19 protein-coding genes and 1 other RNA gene are annotated in these 14,159 nt (G+C 51.5%); 6 read left to right on the forward strand and 14 right to left on the reverse strand.

Annotation, left to right across the window (positions count from 1 at the left end; genetic code table 11):
• Positions 1-99: 99 nt before the first annotated feature.
• Genes rpoZ through JNE38_RS18920 form a run of 4 tightly spaced genes read right to left on the reverse strand, consistent with a single transcriptional unit; the run spans position 100 to position 2,119 of the window.
• Positions 100-306, reverse strand: a complete 207-nt coding sequence (rpoZ, locus tag JNE38_RS18905; RefSeq protein ID WP_203255173.1) for a DNA-directed RNA polymerase subunit omega — start codon at positions 304-306, stop codon at positions 100-102.
• A 3-nt stretch (positions 307-309) separates the two neighbouring features.
• Positions 310-930, reverse strand: coding sequence for a guanylate kinase (gene gmk, locus JNE38_RS18910; protein WP_203255174.1), 621 nt, complete (start codon positions 928-930; stop codon positions 310-312).
• 16 nt (positions 931-946) lie between these two features.
• A complete protein-coding gene (gene remA / locus JNE38_RS18915) occupies positions 947-1,207 on the reverse strand; it encodes an extracellular matrix/biofilm regulator RemA (RefSeq protein ID WP_015891999.1) in 261 nt (86 codons plus the stop codon).
• Between the two features lie 24 nt (positions 1,208-1,231).
• Positions 1,232-2,119, reverse strand: a complete 888-nt coding sequence (locus tag JNE38_RS18920) for a YicC/YloC family endoribonuclease (RefSeq protein WP_203357640.1) — start codon at positions 2,117-2,119, stop codon at positions 1,232-1,234.
• Positions 2,120-2,326: 207 nt separating this feature from the next.
• Between JNE38_RS18920 and JNE38_RS18925 the strand changes: the two genes are divergently transcribed.
• The 3 genes from JNE38_RS18925 to JNE38_RS18935 are packed head-to-tail and all read left to right on the forward strand — an operon-like array spanning position 2,327 to position 4,990.
• Positions 2,327-4,057, forward strand: coding sequence for an Rqc2 family fibronectin-binding protein (locus tag JNE38_RS18925; protein ID WP_203255175.1), 1,731 nt, complete (start codon positions 2,327-2,329; stop codon positions 4,055-4,057).
• A 49-nt stretch (positions 4,058-4,106) separates the two neighbouring features.
• Entirely contained in the window at positions 4,107-4,451 is a 345-nt protein-coding gene (locus JNE38_RS18930) for a DUF2512 family protein (protein WP_203255176.1), read from the forward strand.
• 32 nt (positions 4,452-4,483) lie between these two features.
• Positions 4,484-4,990, forward strand: coding sequence for a hypothetical protein (locus JNE38_RS18935; protein WP_203255177.1), 507 nt, complete (start codon positions 4,484-4,486; stop codon positions 4,988-4,990).
• A 134-nt stretch (positions 4,991-5,124) separates the two neighbouring features.
• Here JNE38_RS18935 and ssrS read toward each other — a convergent pair.
• The 7 genes from ssrS to JNE38_RS18965 form a co-directional block, all read right to left on the reverse strand.
• Positions 5,125-5,316: non-coding RNA, 6S RNA (ssrS, locus tag JNE38_RS18940), on the reverse strand.
• Positions 5,317-5,395: 79 nt separating this feature from the next.
• Positions 5,396-6,166 (reverse strand): enoyl-CoA hydratase/isomerase family protein, encoded by a 771-nt coding sequence (locus JNE38_RS18945; protein ID WP_203255178.1) that lies wholly within the window; start codon positions 6,164-6,166, stop codon positions 5,396-5,398.
• Between the two features lie 19 nt (positions 6,167-6,185).
• Positions 6,186-7,118 (reverse strand): CaiB/BaiF CoA transferase family protein, encoded by a 933-nt coding sequence (locus JNE38_RS18950; RefSeq protein ID WP_275296587.1) that lies wholly within the window; start codon positions 7,116-7,118, stop codon positions 6,186-6,188.
• Positions 7,119-7,120: 2 nt separating this feature from the next.
• Complete coding sequence (locus JNE38_RS30980) at positions 7,121-7,336, reverse strand: CoA transferase (protein ID WP_275296588.1); 216 nt, start codon at positions 7,334-7,336, stop codon at positions 7,121-7,123.
• 136 nt (positions 7,337-7,472) lie between these two features.
• The gene (locus JNE38_RS18955) at positions 7,473-7,826 is read right to left on the reverse strand and encodes a DUF4870 domain-containing protein (RefSeq protein WP_238933374.1); all 354 of its coding nucleotides are present in this window, start codon (positions 7,824-7,826) and stop codon (positions 7,473-7,475) included.
• Between the two features lie 470 nt (positions 7,827-8,296).
• Positions 8,297-9,205, reverse strand: coding sequence for a DMT family transporter (locus JNE38_RS18960; protein ID WP_203255179.1), 909 nt, complete (start codon positions 9,203-9,205; stop codon positions 8,297-8,299).
• A gap of 63 nt (positions 9,206-9,268) precedes the next feature.
• Positions 9,269-10,216 carry a GntR family transcriptional regulator gene (locus JNE38_RS18965; RefSeq protein ID WP_203255180.1) on the reverse strand — a complete coding sequence of 316 codons (948 nt, stop codon included), beginning with the start codon at positions 10,214-10,216 and terminating at the stop codon, positions 9,269-9,271.
• A 137-nt stretch (positions 10,217-10,353) separates the two neighbouring features.
• On the opposite strand from JNE38_RS18965, the gene JNE38_RS18970 reads away from it, so the two are divergent.
• Positions 10,354-10,524 (forward strand): YjzC family protein, encoded by a 171-nt coding sequence (locus tag JNE38_RS18970; RefSeq protein ID WP_007728413.1) that lies wholly within the window; start codon positions 10,354-10,356, stop codon positions 10,522-10,524.
• A gap of 54 nt (positions 10,525-10,578) precedes the next feature.
• Here the strand turns inward: JNE38_RS18970 and JNE38_RS18975 are convergent, their stop codons facing one another.
• On the reverse strand, positions 10,579-10,821 hold the full coding sequence (locus tag JNE38_RS18975) for a hypothetical protein (protein WP_203255181.1): 243 nt from the start codon (positions 10,819-10,821) through the stop codon (positions 10,579-10,581).
• Between the two features lie 89 nt (positions 10,822-10,910).
• On the opposite strand from JNE38_RS18975, the gene JNE38_RS18980 reads away from it, so the two are divergent.
• Positions 10,911-11,447, forward strand: coding sequence for a DUF309 domain-containing protein (locus JNE38_RS18980; protein ID WP_203255182.1), 537 nt, complete (start codon positions 10,911-10,913; stop codon positions 11,445-11,447).
• A 3-nt stretch (positions 11,448-11,450) separates the two neighbouring features.
• On the opposite strand, the gene JNE38_RS18985 is transcribed toward JNE38_RS18980, so the two are convergent.
• Positions 11,451-12,014, reverse strand: coding sequence for an RNA 2'-phosphotransferase (locus tag JNE38_RS18985; protein WP_203255183.1), 564 nt, complete (start codon positions 12,012-12,014; stop codon positions 11,451-11,453).
• A gap of 20 nt (positions 12,015-12,034) precedes the next feature.
• Positions 12,035-12,724, reverse strand: coding sequence for a CPBP family intramembrane glutamic endopeptidase (locus JNE38_RS18990; RefSeq protein ID WP_203255184.1), 690 nt, complete (start codon positions 12,722-12,724; stop codon positions 12,035-12,037).
• Between the two features lie 196 nt (positions 12,725-12,920).
• Here JNE38_RS18990 and JNE38_RS18995 point away from each other — a divergent pair, with 196 nt between their 5' ends.
• Complete coding sequence (locus tag JNE38_RS18995) at positions 12,921-14,120, forward strand: MFS transporter (protein WP_203255185.1); 1,200 nt, start codon at positions 12,921-12,923, stop codon at positions 14,118-14,120.
• Positions 14,121-14,159: the final 39 nt, after the last annotated feature.

The following is a 14,159-nucleotide window of genomic DNA, read 5'->3' on the forward strand; positions in this document are numbered from 1 at the left end:
GCGGAGCCATAGCTGCTCTTATGCTGGATAGGATTATTATAAATTCCTATCTGTGCGAAAAAAACAACCTGCATGAGGTTGTTTTTTAGGGTGACATCCTTATTTGCGAGCGTCCAAAAATTCGTGAACCAACTCATCGGAGATAAATTCCTCCAGAGCTTGCCCCACAAACTTTTTGGATTTCGGTCTTACCACTTGCAACTCGCTGTTTTCTCGAAGCTGGCGTGCACGCTTGGACGCCACCGTTACGAGGATGTATTTGCTGTCTGCCTTTTTGGTCAATTCATCAATGGATGGGTACAACATGAATTATTCGACCTCCTTTAACCATTTGCGATACTTGTGAACCTGACGCTCTTTTTTCAGATGCTCCGCCGTAATAATCGCCTGAATCCGATCGCACGCCGATTCGATGACGTCGTTGACGACAACATAATCGTAGTGATCCATCAGCTCAATCTCGGCACGGGCGACTTCCATCCGTTTGCGAATGACTTCTTCGGTCTCTGTGCCTCGTCCGACAATACGGTTCTCCAATTCATTCAGATCAGGAGGAGCGAGGAACAGAAACGTCCCTTGGGGAAAACGTTCCTTGACCTGCAAAGCACCCTGAACTTCAATCTCCAGAATAACATCTTTTCCAAGAGAAAGCATTTCATCTACAAACTGACGGGGGGTTCCGTAATAATTCCCTACGTATTCCGCCCATTCCAGCAGCTCGTCGTGCTCAATCATCTGACGAAACTCTTCCTTGGATTTAAAAAAGTAATTAACTCCCTCCACTTCTCCTGGACGCGGAGCACGAGTGGTGGCAGAAACGGAGTAAATCAGCTCAGGCATACGTTCCCGAAGCGCTTTGCACACCGTTCCTTTCCCCACTCCTGCAGGTCCAGAGAGAATCAGAAGGAGACCGCGATCAACCATGGTCATGATTCCACTCCTACATTTATTCGTCCGATTCGTCATCTTTGGTCGTCAGTCGCTGTGCCACTGTCTCTGGCTGGACTGCAGACAAAATCACGTGATCGCTGTCAGTAATGATAACCGCACGTGTCCGTCTTCCATAGGTAGCATCTACGAGCATATTGCGGTCGCGCGCTTCCTGAATGATCCGTTTGATCGGAGCTGATTCCGGACTTACGATAGAGATGATGCGGTTTGCATTCACAATGTTCCCAAATCCAATATTGATTAGCTTGATTGCCATGACGGCCCAGCCCATCCTTTCATCCTACTCAACATTCTGCACTTGCTCTCTCATCTTCTCCAGCTCAGTCTTGATTTCGACCGCCAGATGCTGAATGCGCAAATGATTGGCCTTGGAAGCGATCGTATTCGCCTCTCGATTCATTTCCTGCAACAGGAAGTCCAGCTTGCGTCCTACCGCCTCATCTTTTTCAAGCTGTTGGCTGAATTGATGGCAGTGGCTCGCAAGCCTCGTGATTTCTTCACTGATGTCACTTTTCTCCGCGAAGAAAACCACTTCTTGGGCCAAGCGCTGCTGATCCAGCTCGAAAGGAGCTTGCGTCGCCCATTCGTTTAGACGCTGCTGCAGACGACTATGATATTCCTTTGTGCAAGAAGGTGCCAACTGGCGGATTTCCTCCAGCCACGTGTTGACGGAAAGCAGCCTGTGGACCAAATCAGCTTGAAGCCCTTCGCCCTCGACTGTTTTCATGGACAGCAGATCTTCCGCCGCTGCGTTGACCACGCTTTGCACCCATTCAGCTACTTCATCTCGATCTGTTTCCTGTGTATCATTGGTATGTATCACGCCAGGGAAAAGCAACAAATCCTTAGCGGAGAGTGGCGTTTCCAGTGAAAAGCGCTGGTCCATCTCGCGCGACAGCTGCAGGAATTGTTCGGCTACGTCCCAATTGATGGCCACCGCCGATGAGATCGCATCATTTTCCTCAAGGGAAATCGTCACATCCACACGCCCGCGCCGTACGTATCTGGCGACCTGCTTGCGGATTCGATCTTCCAGCATGTTCCAGTTCTTGGGCAGCCGCACCAGGATCTCTTGAAACCGGTGATTGACAGCACGAAGCTCCACCGCGAGCCGCATAGAGCCCTTCATTTCATCGACTCGTCCATACCCTGTCATACTTCGAACCATCATTTTCACTTCCACAGAGGTAAAATCAATTAATTAATTATAGGAGACAACTCTTGGCAGTGTCAACCGAGTAGGCCTTGTAAGCCTGCGCGTGATGAGACAACGAAGTTCCTCCCCGGTTGCCTTTATGCTACACTGTGACTGGCAGCAACTCTCATGCTGGCCGAGATTTAGCATTCATTTTTTCTTAGATTGAGGTGAACAATCGTGGCTTTTGACGGCGTAGTTACCCGTGCAGTCGTGCGGGAGTTACATAAACTTGTGGGCGGACGCATCTCCAAGATTCATCAGCCCCATCATACGGATATTGTCATGCAGGTACGGACTCAAGGGGAAAACGTAAAGCTGCTCCTCTCCGCCAACCCGACCTATCCGCGCATTCATACGACCACGGAGGAGTTTACCAATCCTCTGGAAGCTCCGATGTTTTGCATGCTGCTGCGTAAGCATTGCGAAGGCGGGATGATCGAGTCGATCCAACAGGTGGGGATGGAACGTGTGATCCACATCGATGTACGTACCCGAGACGAGCTCGGGGATACGGTTACCAGACGGATCATCATGGAAATCATGGGCAAGCACAGCAACATCATTCTCATGGAGCCAGAATCGGGCATGATCCTCGACAGCGCACTGCACGTGACCATGGCGATCAGCCAATACCGACAGGTCGTTCCGGGCAAGAGCTATGTCGCTCCCCCAAGCCAGGACAAGCAAGACCCCCTTTCCGTGACAGAGCCAGCCTTTCTTTCTTCGATCGATTGGAACAGCGGCAGACTGGACAAGCAAATGGTCGATGCCTTTACGGGGATCAGCCCTCTCTTGGCGAAGGAAATCGTCTACCGGGCAGGACTGGCAAACCGAGAGTCGCTGTGGAGCTCATTTGCGGGAATCATGCACGCGATCAGGGAGCATGAATACGCTCCCGTTATTGTAGAAACCAAGGACAAAGCGAACTTCCATGTCGTAGCCCTGACGCATTTGACCGAAGAGGCTTCTGTCAAGCCTTTCTCTACCGTCCAGCAGTGCCTCCAAGCGTTTTATGAAGGAAAAGCCCTGCGCGACACAGTCAAACAGAGAGCTCACGACTTGATCCGCTTTGTCACAGGAGAGCGGAACAAGAATGAGAAAAAGATCGAAAAGCTGGAATCCACGCTGCAAGAAGCGAGGGACGCCGATCAGTTTCGCCTCTACGGCGAGCTCATCACCGCGAATATGCACCAAATGAAACGAGGCGACACCCAGCTCGTCACCGTCAATTGGTACGATGAAGCCGGAGGGACCATCACGATCCCGCTTGATCCGCTGAAGACTCCCTCGGAGAATTTGCAGTCGTACTACAAACGCTATAACAAAGCGAAAAACAGCATGCAGGTCGTTGGCGAGCAAATCGAACAGGCACAAGCAGAGATTCAGTATCTGGATGGCTTACTCGTCCAGCTGTCCCATGCCACGTTGAAGGATGCCGAAGAAATTCGCGAGGAATTGGTGGAGCAAGGCTACGTCCGCGATCGCAAAAAGCGCGGGCCCCGCAAGAAAAAGGATGTCCGCCCGGAGCTTGAGGCCTATCGATCTACGGACGGCACTGATATTTTGGTAGGGAAAAACAACAAGCAAAATGAGTACTTGACCAACAAGCTGGCAGCCCCATATGAAACGTGGCTGCATACCAAAGACATTCCAGGTTCTCACGTCGTCATCCGCTCACGTGAGGTTTCGGAGCAAACGCTGCTCGAAGCTGCAAATCTGGCTGCGTATTACAGCCGCGCACAGCAAGGCAGCCAAGTGCCTGTTGATTTTACACTGATCAAGCATGTGAAAAAACCGAGTGGAGCCAAACCGGGATACGTGATCTACGAACAGCAGAGGACCTTGTATGTAACCCCTGACCCAGCACTGATCCAGCAGCTGAAAATGAACGCCACCCGGGGTGCATAGCAAATGGTGGTACGTTCATACTAAGAGCAAGAAAGGAGGTGTTCGTTCTTTGAACATCTTGATCAAGCTCTTGGTTAATGGAATCATCGGAATCCCAGGACTGATGTGGTCGGGAACGTCACTGACATTCGCCGTTTTGACCAGCATCGTTGTCAGCTTGATCAGCTATGCGGTAGGGGATTCCATGATCCTGCCACGAACGAACAATATCTTTGCGACAACTGCTGACTTTCTCATGGCTTTCGCCTTATTTTGGATAAGCAGCTATGTTTTTGGACAACCCTATTCGTTATCAGGCATTTTGTTGACGTCGTTCGTCATTGCCGTAGCTGAGTACTTTTACCATTCGTACTTGCAGCATCGCGGCGTCCATCATTCTAAGCATCCGGGCTGATGCCTCATCATACTTTTGGAAGGGGGATCGGGATGAACGTCATTGGCATCATCCAGACCGACTTAAATGAATTTAGCGTCTTGTTCGACCAACCGCAAGGCGGCGGACAAGGTGGAGGGAACCAGCAACAGTCGCAAGGGCAAGGGCAAGGACAGCAGCAACAAGATAACCAAGACAGCGATTCCATGTTTCTGAGCTTCCTGGATGAGCAGCCGAGCAGTCAGGAAGGTAATCATGGAGGCGGCGGTGGCAATGGCGGCGGCGGAGGTGGAGGTCAGCAACAGCAGCAGAACGGCCCCCAAGAAATGACCGTCCGGATCAAAGGCATCCCTGAAGGGCAAAAAGCGAACTTCCTGCAAATGTATCAAATACTGCAGGATGCTCAGGACTCCCAATCCTTGTCTCAATCATTGACGATCGTAAATCAGGGCGATCAACAAGACGGTCAAGGTCAGGGACAAGGGCAGCGCCAGCGACAAGGGGGCAGTGGACAAGATCAAAGCCACGGCTCCGGCAAGCAAAACAAGGCGACTCACTAGCCTTTGCTCTTCCCTTCCCGCTGCAGCGGGCTGGCTGCTTTCCAAACAAAAAACCACCTAGAACATCATCATGTTCCAAGTGGTTTTTTGTTTGGTCTTCTATTTTTCACTCCAAGAGCTCATTGATTACAGTCCAAGCCCCCGCTCTGCCGTTGACCTCATGTTTCTATAACCTGCGCTCACACAGGTGGGTGACCCTTCCGCACTTCTGCCTTCCCATGCATCCTAAAAGGAGGTGGGCCTGACTTCCATGACGAGATTCCGTCTCCCGAAAAACACGTATAAGGTTAGAAACATTTACGGCCTTACGTACATCGCAGGATCTTGATACGTCTACTCTACCACAGATTGCTTTATCGCTCAACGGATATTCTTCCCTAAGAAAGGATTTCCGGATCTGATCCCTTAGGCCTTTCTTTTTTTCGCCTGGATCAGGGCGAGAAAATCCGGGTGAGCAATCAAAGCAGGCTGCTGCTCCTTTTCCCAAGCCAATGCTTGCTCCAGATTCATTCCTTGGGCACCCGAAAGCCCTGCTTTGGTCACTGCGAATGCCTGCCTCGGCACCAGGCGCACCGCTGCGATCAATTTCTCCACCTCTTCTGGGAGGGCTGCTGCATCCACCGCTTTGTAGATGAGCCCCATGCGCTCGGCCTCGGTGCCGGACACTTTTTCGCCGAGGAGCGCCAATCGTTTCGCCTGGGCCATCCCCACCAGCCGAGGCAGCAAGTACGTCCCGCCAAAATCAGTGGTGAGCCCGATCTGCACAAAAGGCTCCTGAATGACGGCATTGTGCGCAGCTACCACAAAATCGGCATGAAGAGCCAGATTGAGTCCTGCTCCGACCGCAGCTCCCTCTAGCATCGCAATCACCGGCTTCGGCAGGTGGTGCAGCCGCGTCAAAAATTCGTTGATTACGGTAAGCGCATCGTCCGCTTGTCCCATCTCGCTCATAGCTCCGAGCACACTCAGGTCTGCTCCCGAGCAGAAGTTGCCCCCCGCTCCCTTCAACAGCACGACGTCTGCTTGGTCTTCCCTCGCGCCCTGCTCGATCGCCTCTCTCAGCATATAAAACATTTCAATGGTCATCGCATTGAGAACGTGCGGCCGATTCAGCGTGATTGTCCAGACACCATCGACACATTCAGCCCATACAGGCGGTTTTTGCCCTTGCTCCATAGTCAATTGATTCTCCTCTCTACGACGAACTGGCCGGAATGACACCGAGCTTTTGCAACCGACTCAGCTCAGCATCGCTCACATGCAGCTTCTTTCTCAGCAGATCATGGGTGTGGTCCGCATGCCACGCAGGCGATGATGGCATGGATGCAGGGGCTTCCTTTCGCTCCAGGTACGGCAAGGTGTAGGCGATTTCCCGGCTCGTCACGTACAGGCTCTCGGACCAATTTTCCAACTCCTCCACGGCAGTGAGGCAACAATCCACTTCTATACCCAGCTCACTCCACTCGAATTGGGTTCGGGACAGGAACAGCGCTTTCAATTCCTCATGCACTTGTGGCTGTTGCAAGGCAGTGGCATGATGAAGATTTTCCCAGTCGTGACGCCCGACCGCCCGGCAGAAATTGTGCCAAAACCTTTCCTCCAGCGCTGCCAGTGCGACATAGTGACCATCTGCGGTCTCGTACACCTCGTAAGCCAGCAAGCCCTTGCGCATCATACCGTAGTCCTTCGGTGCAGCTCTCTTGCTCAAAATCGCGTGCAACCCCACCCACGAAGACAATAGATCCCCGGAAGCGACATCCAGATACGCGCCGCGCCCCGTGCGAGAACGTTGAACCAGTGCCGCACAAACCTGCTCGCAGGCGTATAGTCCAACGGCGTAATCCGCCAGCGGTATGTCCGAGATCACCGGCTTTCCCTCCGCGTCTCGAAAAGCCGACAAGAATCCGCTCACGGCCTGATAATTCAGATCGTTTCCTCCGAGCTGAAACATCTCACCGCTCTGTCCATAGCCGGTAACGGAGCAATAGATGACGGACGGATGCACCTCCCACAGGCTGTCGTAATCTAATCCTAGATGGCGCAGCACACCTGGTCGAAAGCTCTCCACCACAACGTCCGCCTGCCTAGCCAGAGCAAACGCGAGCGCCTTTCCCTCATCCGTACGCAAATTCAGCGAAATGCTTTTATGATTGCGATGTGAACGCAGGTAAAATGCTCCCGTCTCCCTGATTTCCCGGCTGGCGGCATGAAAGCCGGCACTCCGTGGTCAGTGACAGGAAACGAAGTGATCTCCATGACTTCAGCCCCGAGGTCAGCCAATCTCATGGTGCAGATTGGTCCGGGAAGATGGCGCGAAAAATCGACTACCGTTACTCCTGTCAGCATGCCTGGACACCCCTTCCACCCGTATACACCTATTTCATTTCGCGATGGCCGACTCTCCTTCCTTTTCCAACTGAATGAAAATTCAAAATGATTCCAACAAAAAGAGCTGCCGATGTACAGCAGCTCTCGTCACATCTCATTTGATGAAGCGGAAGGTAAGCGGGTAACGGAAATCACCACCTTCATTCGCTTTGACTGCAGCCATAATCAAAAACACGGCCCAGAACAGGAACAGGGCGATCAGCAGGAGCGCACCGATAAAAACGATGAGCAGCAAATACGATATCGCCGCGTAAATCGTTACGGTGATGCTGAAGTTCAGCGCTTCCTTGCCATGCGTGTCGACGAACGAGCTGGTTTCCTTTTTGACCAGCCAAATAATCAACGGCCCCAGCACGTTTCCGAGTGGAATGATAAATCCGATCAGGGCGGACAGGTGGACAATCATGGCCCACATCCGCTCTTCTTTCGTGTACAGATGATTCATCATGACTCCCCCTAGTAATGGATATTTCTAGTGTACGACAAAAAAGGCGCAAAGTTGCGAAAATAGATAATTTTCCATGGTGCAAAACGAAAAAGCGCCCGAGGGCGCTTTTTCGTTATCGATTAATATTTGCCACCGCCGCCGTGGCTATAACCGGAAGAGGAACCGTAACCGTCGTAACCGCCATAACCGCCATAACCGCCATGATGCCCACAGCTACCATAGCTACTTCTGCACTCCGTTTTGTAAACAGGCTTATAGTAGCAGTGTTTTTTGTAGTATTTCTTTTTGCAGCATTTCCGAACATGGCACTTACAGTGAGAAGATCTTCTGCATCCGCAACCCATTACTCTCACCCCCTCTTGATCGGTACATCAACAAGGTATGTAGGTGATGAGCCATTGGCATGGACATCTGTCTATGGCGTTTACAAAATCAGCTATTGCCCTGCCTCGGTCAATCGTGCAGAAGGACTACTCAGCTTTGACGGCAGCCTGCATTTCCGCGGATTTCCGCCGCTCTGCCCAGACGACGCCAGCCAGTACGAACGATCCGCCCAAAACCGTCCGCCAGCTCATCTGCTCATTTAGCAAAAGGATTGCAGTCAGCACATTAAACAGCGGAATGGCATTCAAATAAATGCCTGCCTTCGAAGCTGCAATCGTCTCCAGCGCTTTGTTCCACAGCAGGTAAGCCAGCATGGTGCAGCAAAAGACCAGAAACAAAAAGCTTGCTAAAGATTTGCCCGAAACCGTCGGCAATCCGAAGCGCCCAATCTCCCAAAGGGCAAATGGCAGGAGCATGAGACTGCCGAGGAAAAAGGACAGTGCCGTAAACATCTCGCTGGAAATCTTTTCTTCCCCCCGCGGACGTTTCAGCTGCACGATGTACACTGTCCAAATCAGCTGGGATGCCAGGACGAGAAAATCTCCCCAAAATGAATGCTGTCCAGTCGCTTGAGGTTGGATGGTAATCAACAGGACTCCACCAATCCCCAATGCAAGCCCGATCCATTGCGTCAGCAGGATCTGTTCCTTGAGATAAAAAGCGGCCAATAGCAAGGTGAACAAGGGCAAGGTGGCGGAGATGATACTGGCATTCACTCCACTTGTCAGAGAGATCCCGTATGTATTCAACCAAAAATAACCCGATACTCCTGTAAGAGAAAGCATCGCGATGCGCAACCAAGGGATAGGAGCCGGCTGTATCGGCGATCTACGCCTACGTATAAAGGCAAAAGGAAGTAGAAAAATGCTCGCAAGCAATAAACGTAAAAACATTAAAGTAAAAGGCTGAATGGTTTCCAAAGTCCATTTCATGGGCACGACTGTCAGTCCCCATAAAAATACAGACCCGATCAACATCGCGTAGGCTCGATTCACAGTGACCCTTCTCCTTAGGCAACCGGTTAACTACAAAAAGAATAAAAAGAATGAGGACATCATTTACTGCGTGACAATCTTGCGCAATTCATTGATACCGTGGTGATCGGGAATTTCCTGATATTCCTTTACTTTTGGAAGGGTCAGCAAATGCGGCCGGGTCATGTAGCCTGGCTTGGAAATATAGACGACATCGCAATTCGCAATCAATTCAAATACATCCGGGTGATTCGCTTCGATGGTGCGCAGATCCAGATGGGTAATGCCTGCATTGTACAAATCGTTGATCATCCCTGCCGCCCCGCGAATCGTGGCGCAAATCAGTCCGACCTTGGTATGGCGCGGGTACGCTTCCATCGCCGGAATGACCGTCGTAGGGTCAGGAATGAAGTCGAGGCTGACCAGCGGAGGGGCTTCTCTCGGCAAGGTCTGCTTCATCATCCGCAGATTGACCGAAGGGTGTGTCACGATCGCCTTATACTGCTGCAGGAAGCTTGCATCCCGCTCGAGCCGTTCAATAAAATCTTCGAAGGTGCGCCCTTCCACCATCGCACTGGGCAAATGGTATTGAACGAGACGCAAATACTCAGCCAGCTCCAGCTCCGTGAACCGGAGAAACAAGACGGGAAACTGGTTGATTTCTTGCATGACGGAAGAGAGTACACGGTTGAACTCATCCATGGAATACCCCATTGCTTTTACTTTGTGCAAGGTCTCTTTGGCGAGCAGAGCCAAGTGTGCAGGATTCCGGGTCAGAAGCGGATCATTCACCACGTTGCTGACAATCGTCCCTCTCCCCTGCCTGGAGTCGACCATTCCTTCCTGCGTAAGCCGCAGGTACACGCTGCGCACGGTGTTGTAGTTGATTTTCAATTGTGCAGCCAGTTCTCGGACAGTTGGGAGCTGTTCATTCGGAGGGAGCTCTCCACTCCGAATCAGGGCAGCGATTTGCTGGTACAATTGTTCGTGGTAGGAAACATTGGAATCCTTCTGGAGTATCAATTTGATCATGAATTCACCTCTCCCAAGCTTCTGAAATCATCGTATATGAATTCTGAATGTATCGTCAATAGATCCACTCGGATGAAGGTACCGCGTGCGGAAATACTAAGCCCGATATCACAACCCGCTCGAAAGAAGGTGACCACATGGGAGAACACAGTCGTTTCCGCGAAGGTGAAAAATCACCGAAAAACGCTGTCTACATGGAAATCGGTGAATCGGGGGCCAGCGTCCAGGATCCGATGATCATTGAGCTGAGCCGCGGCGAGAAGTTTCCTGCCACCCGCAACAAAAACCGGGTATGGACCCAAAAGTAGCTTGAACAAAAAGAACCAACCCTTCCGTCAGGAGAGGTTGGTTCCTTGTTTTATTTACTGATCGTCATCCTCGTCTTCGTCTTCGTCCTCGTCATCCCCGCTTACGTAAATGATCGCGACACCGAGGCTTTCCAAGTGCTTCAAGACTTCTCGATTCAGCTCTTCATCCATGAGCAAGCCGAGGCTCTCCACCAGTTCCAATTCTTCCAGATCACCAGTCTGGGCGTCTTCAATCAGCTCTATAATGTCAGTCATCTTCTTTTTTTCCAAGACTGCCATCAATTCTTCTGTGGTCATGAAAAGTTCGCACCTCGTTTTCTACTCTCTTTCCTATATAATAGTACATAACCGAGCAGTTGAAAACCAAGCAGCGAGGTGGTTTCTTCATGTACCCGCAACCCTATCTAGACTATCTGGTTCAATTTCATGCTGAACGTGACTATTTCGAATGCCATGAAATATTGGAAGAGTATTGGAAAAGCTTCCCTTCCGAGCGGCGCAACCCTGTTTGGGTCGGACTCATCCAGATCGCAGTCGCCCTGTACCACCAGCGCCGTGGCAATCAAGGCGGTGCCGACAAGATGCTCACGAGCGCCATCCGACTGCTGAAGCAGCGGGAGCTAGACATCCAACAGCTCGGGCTGGACAGTGCAGCCTTGATTGATTTGCTCGAAAAGCGGTTGGAGGAGATCAAGGCAAAGGTCGCCTACCACAGTCTGACCCTGCCCATTCAAGATGAAGCCTTGCGAAAAGCGTACGAGCATGCCTGCGCGCAGCGAAAAGCACCCACGCACCGCGAGAGCGATATGAATGATCACTACCTTCTGAACAAGCATACGCTGCGTGATCGCAGCGAGGTTTTCGCCGAAAGGCAGCGTCAAATCGACCTCAGGAAAGAACGCCGGGAGCAGCGGGATCACTAATCCTCACATCGGCTCCAGGTACGCAGGCGAGATTGCATCTGAGAAGTAATAGGGATCATCCCGCGAGTAAGGAGTGCATGTCTGGTAAAAGCGTACTCCAGACCGATAGGCTTCCTCTGCTCTGACAGCGACCAGAGACAGGGTATCATGCGGGAGCCCGATTGCTTCTACACGGTGTGAAAGCTGAACATACTCGCTGGCGATCGGAAGCAAGCCGCCTGCCATCACCTGCCGAAGCAGCTTCCGGTGAGTCCCGTAATACAAAGTATCAGGGGGCGCGACTTCAGCGAGCCTCCCTTTTGTCTTTACGGGCAGAAAGCCATGGGTGGCACGGATCAAGGCACCTTGGTCCCATTCAAAGTAATGTCCCTGATCGCTTTCCACGACTTCCCGCAAATCGGATCGAGTAGTCGTCTCGCAGCCTTTTAGCGTGCGTAAATAGGCAAGCAACGGCTCGACCGGCGTATAGCCGTATGTATCGTAGTACAGTTGGACATACTCGCTGTTTTGCCTCAAAATACTGAGCAAGCGCTTGCGCAGACGGACCTGTTCATGACTCGCCAGCATACTCTCTCCTCACTCTCCTATCATCCAGCTCCATAAATCCACAAAAGGATGGGAATGACCAGTCCCAGATCCGCCAGCAAATGGCTGAACCAGGTCGGATAAACGGAAGGAAACTTCCCCTTCATCCATCCCCACACCATCCCGACAAGAAACACCAAGAGCGTAATCCAGCATCCCCACTTCAATCCAAACAGCACCGACGACACGACGAGATGGTACAAGGAGTAAAAGAAGCTCGTCAAAATGACTGCGACGGTCCGAGAAAGGGTGTGTAAGAATCGCTGCAGGACAAAGCCACGCCAGAACAGCTCTTCCAATAACGAATTCACAACAACAAGATAAAGGGAAAACCACCAGACCCAGCGACTGTTCAGACCCCACAGCTCCAGAATCCTGCGTATCGTATCGGCTCTCCCCTCGGTTTGCAGGAGGATCCAAAACCCACCGGTTGCAGCCGCTAAAAGCAGGACCCCAAACGCTAATCCAAAGATCGTCCCTCTACGCTCAATCTTTCCCCAAGCCCGAAGCCAGCTTTGGCGAAGAGTCCCATCCCACCATCCGTGAAGCAAGGGAATGCAGAGGCACACGATGACGTGGAAGCCGACAAACGTGACAAATAGACTTTGCTTTTCCACCAAGCCGTAAAAAATGGACAAGGAAGCGCCAAATCCATATCCGACCAGCAAAAGCAACGAGCGTTTATACGTCATGAGGACAAGCTCCTTTTGCCCCGTGCCATCCATTCTTCCAGCCGGGTTGATCGTAACCTGTCATCCATAATTGGCTTAGGTTGCCCGTTATGACCAGTGAGCATACCCACAATCGCAATAAATATACAAATGATTCCGCAAATGCTATACTGTGGGATACCTATCAGCAAAAAAAATTTGATTTGGAGTGGCATTTATGTTGTGGCGCAACCGAACTTTTCTCTTGTTAATGACGGGTGAGGTAGTCGCTGGTGCGGGGATGTGGATATCCATCATTGCCAATCTTCAGTTCATGCAGAGACTGATCCCTTCGGATACGATCAAGGCTCTCATCCTGATGAGCGGACTCGTTGTCAGCATACTGCTCTCCCCCAAAGCTGGCGTGATCATCGACATGTACGACAAGCGGAAGATCATGATGCTTGCCAGCCTAATCCGTTGCCTCAGCCCCGTCTTCATGTTTCCGGCACTCGCGAACGATTCCATTCCGTGGATGATCGTCTCCCTCATCGTCATGCAGTGCTCCGCTGCCTTTTATTTTCCTACCGTGCAAGCATCTTTGCCTGCCATCTTGTCCAGAGACGAATTGCTTAAGGCCAACAGTGTGTACCTGAACATTTCTACCCTTTCCCGCATCGGCGGTACGGCCATCGGGGGTGTATTGGTCGTCTCCATGGATCTGTCCATGCTCTACGTCTGCTCCATCGTCGCTTATGCGATACTCGCGGTTGTGACCTTGTTCTTGCGCATCCCGCACATCACGACTCGGAGCATGAAGGAGAAAGTGGAGTTTCGAGAAGTGCTCACCATTGCCAAAAAAGACCCGATCCTGTTCGTCGGTTTGGTCAATAACGGCCTGATCACACTCTTTCTCGGCGGTGTCAACCTGATGATTCTGAACTTCAGCGAGATTCAGAATGAGCCACAGTTGATGGGCTGGATCTACATGGCAGAGGGATTGAGTATTTTAGTCGGAGGTCTTTTGGCCAAGCGCTGGATAGGAGGTCGAAATCTGGTTGCCTCCTCGACTTTCATGCTCGTGTTCTTCGGGATTTCGCAATACGGGATGTCCTTTGCGACCAACAAAATCATGGTTCTCGCTTCTTTCGCCGTATTCGGCTTTATCGTTGCTTTCTTTTTCCCGGTAACGGCCACTATCTTCCAAAAACGGCTTCCCGAGCATCAGCAAGGACGATTCTTCTCGTTTAAAAGCATGCTGGATCGCAGCTTTTTCCTGATCGCTCTCGGTGTCACCGGCGTCTGCCTCGACCTTCTGGGGGTAACCGGGTATCTGCTCTGCATCGGCACCGTCACCATGCTGTTCGGGATCGCGACATACCTGTACAGCAAAAAGCATAAGCTGGACGTCCGTGCGCAGGATGAAGCGGCAGCCTAAAACAGGGGAATCCTTGCCAGAACCTTTACCTACATTCCG

The organism is Brevibacillus choshinensis, from assembly GCF_016811915.1.
In the GTDB taxonomy this organism is placed as follows: Bacteria; Bacillota; Bacilli; order Brevibacillales; family Brevibacillaceae; genus Brevibacillus; species Brevibacillus choshinensis_A.

Excerpts from the sequence above, each read along its gene's own strand:
- JNE38_RS18995 (WP_203255185.1), top strand. The coding sequence starts at position 12,921 with ATGTTGTGGCGCAACCGAACTTTTCTCTTGTTAATGACGGGTGAGGTA.
- JNE38_RS30980 (WP_275296588.1), bottom strand. The coding sequence starts at position 7,336 with ATGCTGACAGGAGTAACGGTAGTCGATTTTTCGCGCCATCTTCCCGGA.
- JNE38_RS18980 (WP_203255182.1), top strand. The coding sequence starts at position 10,911 with ATGTACCCGCAACCCTATCTAGACTATCTGGTTCAATTTCATGCTGAA.
- JNE38_RS18920 (WP_203357640.1), bottom strand. The coding sequence starts at position 2,119 with ATGGTTCGAAGTATGACAGGGTATGGACGAGTCGATGAAATGAAGGGC.
- remA (WP_015891999.1), bottom strand. The coding sequence starts at position 1,207 with ATGGCAATCAAGCTAATCAATATTGGATTTGGGAACATTGTGAATGCA.
- JNE38_RS18945 (WP_203255178.1), bottom strand. The coding sequence starts at position 6,166 with ATGGAGCAAGGGCAAAAACCGCCTGTATGGGCTGAATGTGTCGATGGT.
- JNE38_RS18965 (WP_203255180.1), bottom strand. The coding sequence starts at position 10,216 with ATGATCAAATTGATACTCCAGAAGGATTCCAATGTTTCCTACCACGAA.
- JNE38_RS18985 (WP_203255183.1), bottom strand. The coding sequence starts at position 12,014 with ATGCTGGCGAGTCATGAACAGGTCCGTCTGCGCAAGCGCTTGCTCAGT.
- JNE38_RS18935 (WP_203255177.1), top strand. The coding sequence starts at position 4,484 with ATGAACGTCATTGGCATCATCCAGACCGACTTAAATGAATTTAGCGTC.
- JNE38_RS18975 (WP_203255181.1), bottom strand. The coding sequence starts at position 10,821 with ATGACCACAGAAGAATTGATGGCAGTCTTGGAAAAAAAGAAGATGACT.
- rpoZ (WP_203255173.1), bottom strand. The coding sequence starts at position 306 with ATGTTGTACCCATCCATTGATGAATTGACCAAAAAGGCAGACAGCAAA.
- JNE38_RS18955 (WP_238933374.1), bottom strand. The coding sequence starts at position 7,826 with ATGATGAATCATCTGTACACGAAAGAAGAGCGGATGTGGGCCATGATT.
- JNE38_RS18990 (WP_203255184.1), bottom strand. The coding sequence starts at position 12,724 with ATGACGTATAAACGCTCGTTGCTTTTGCTGGTCGGATATGGATTTGGC.
- JNE38_RS18970 (WP_007728413.1), top strand. The coding sequence starts at position 10,354 with ATGGGAGAACACAGTCGTTTCCGCGAAGGTGAAAAATCACCGAAAAAC.
- gmk (WP_203255174.1), bottom strand. The coding sequence starts at position 930 with ATGACCATGGTTGATCGCGGTCTCCTTCTGATTCTCTCTGGACCTGCA.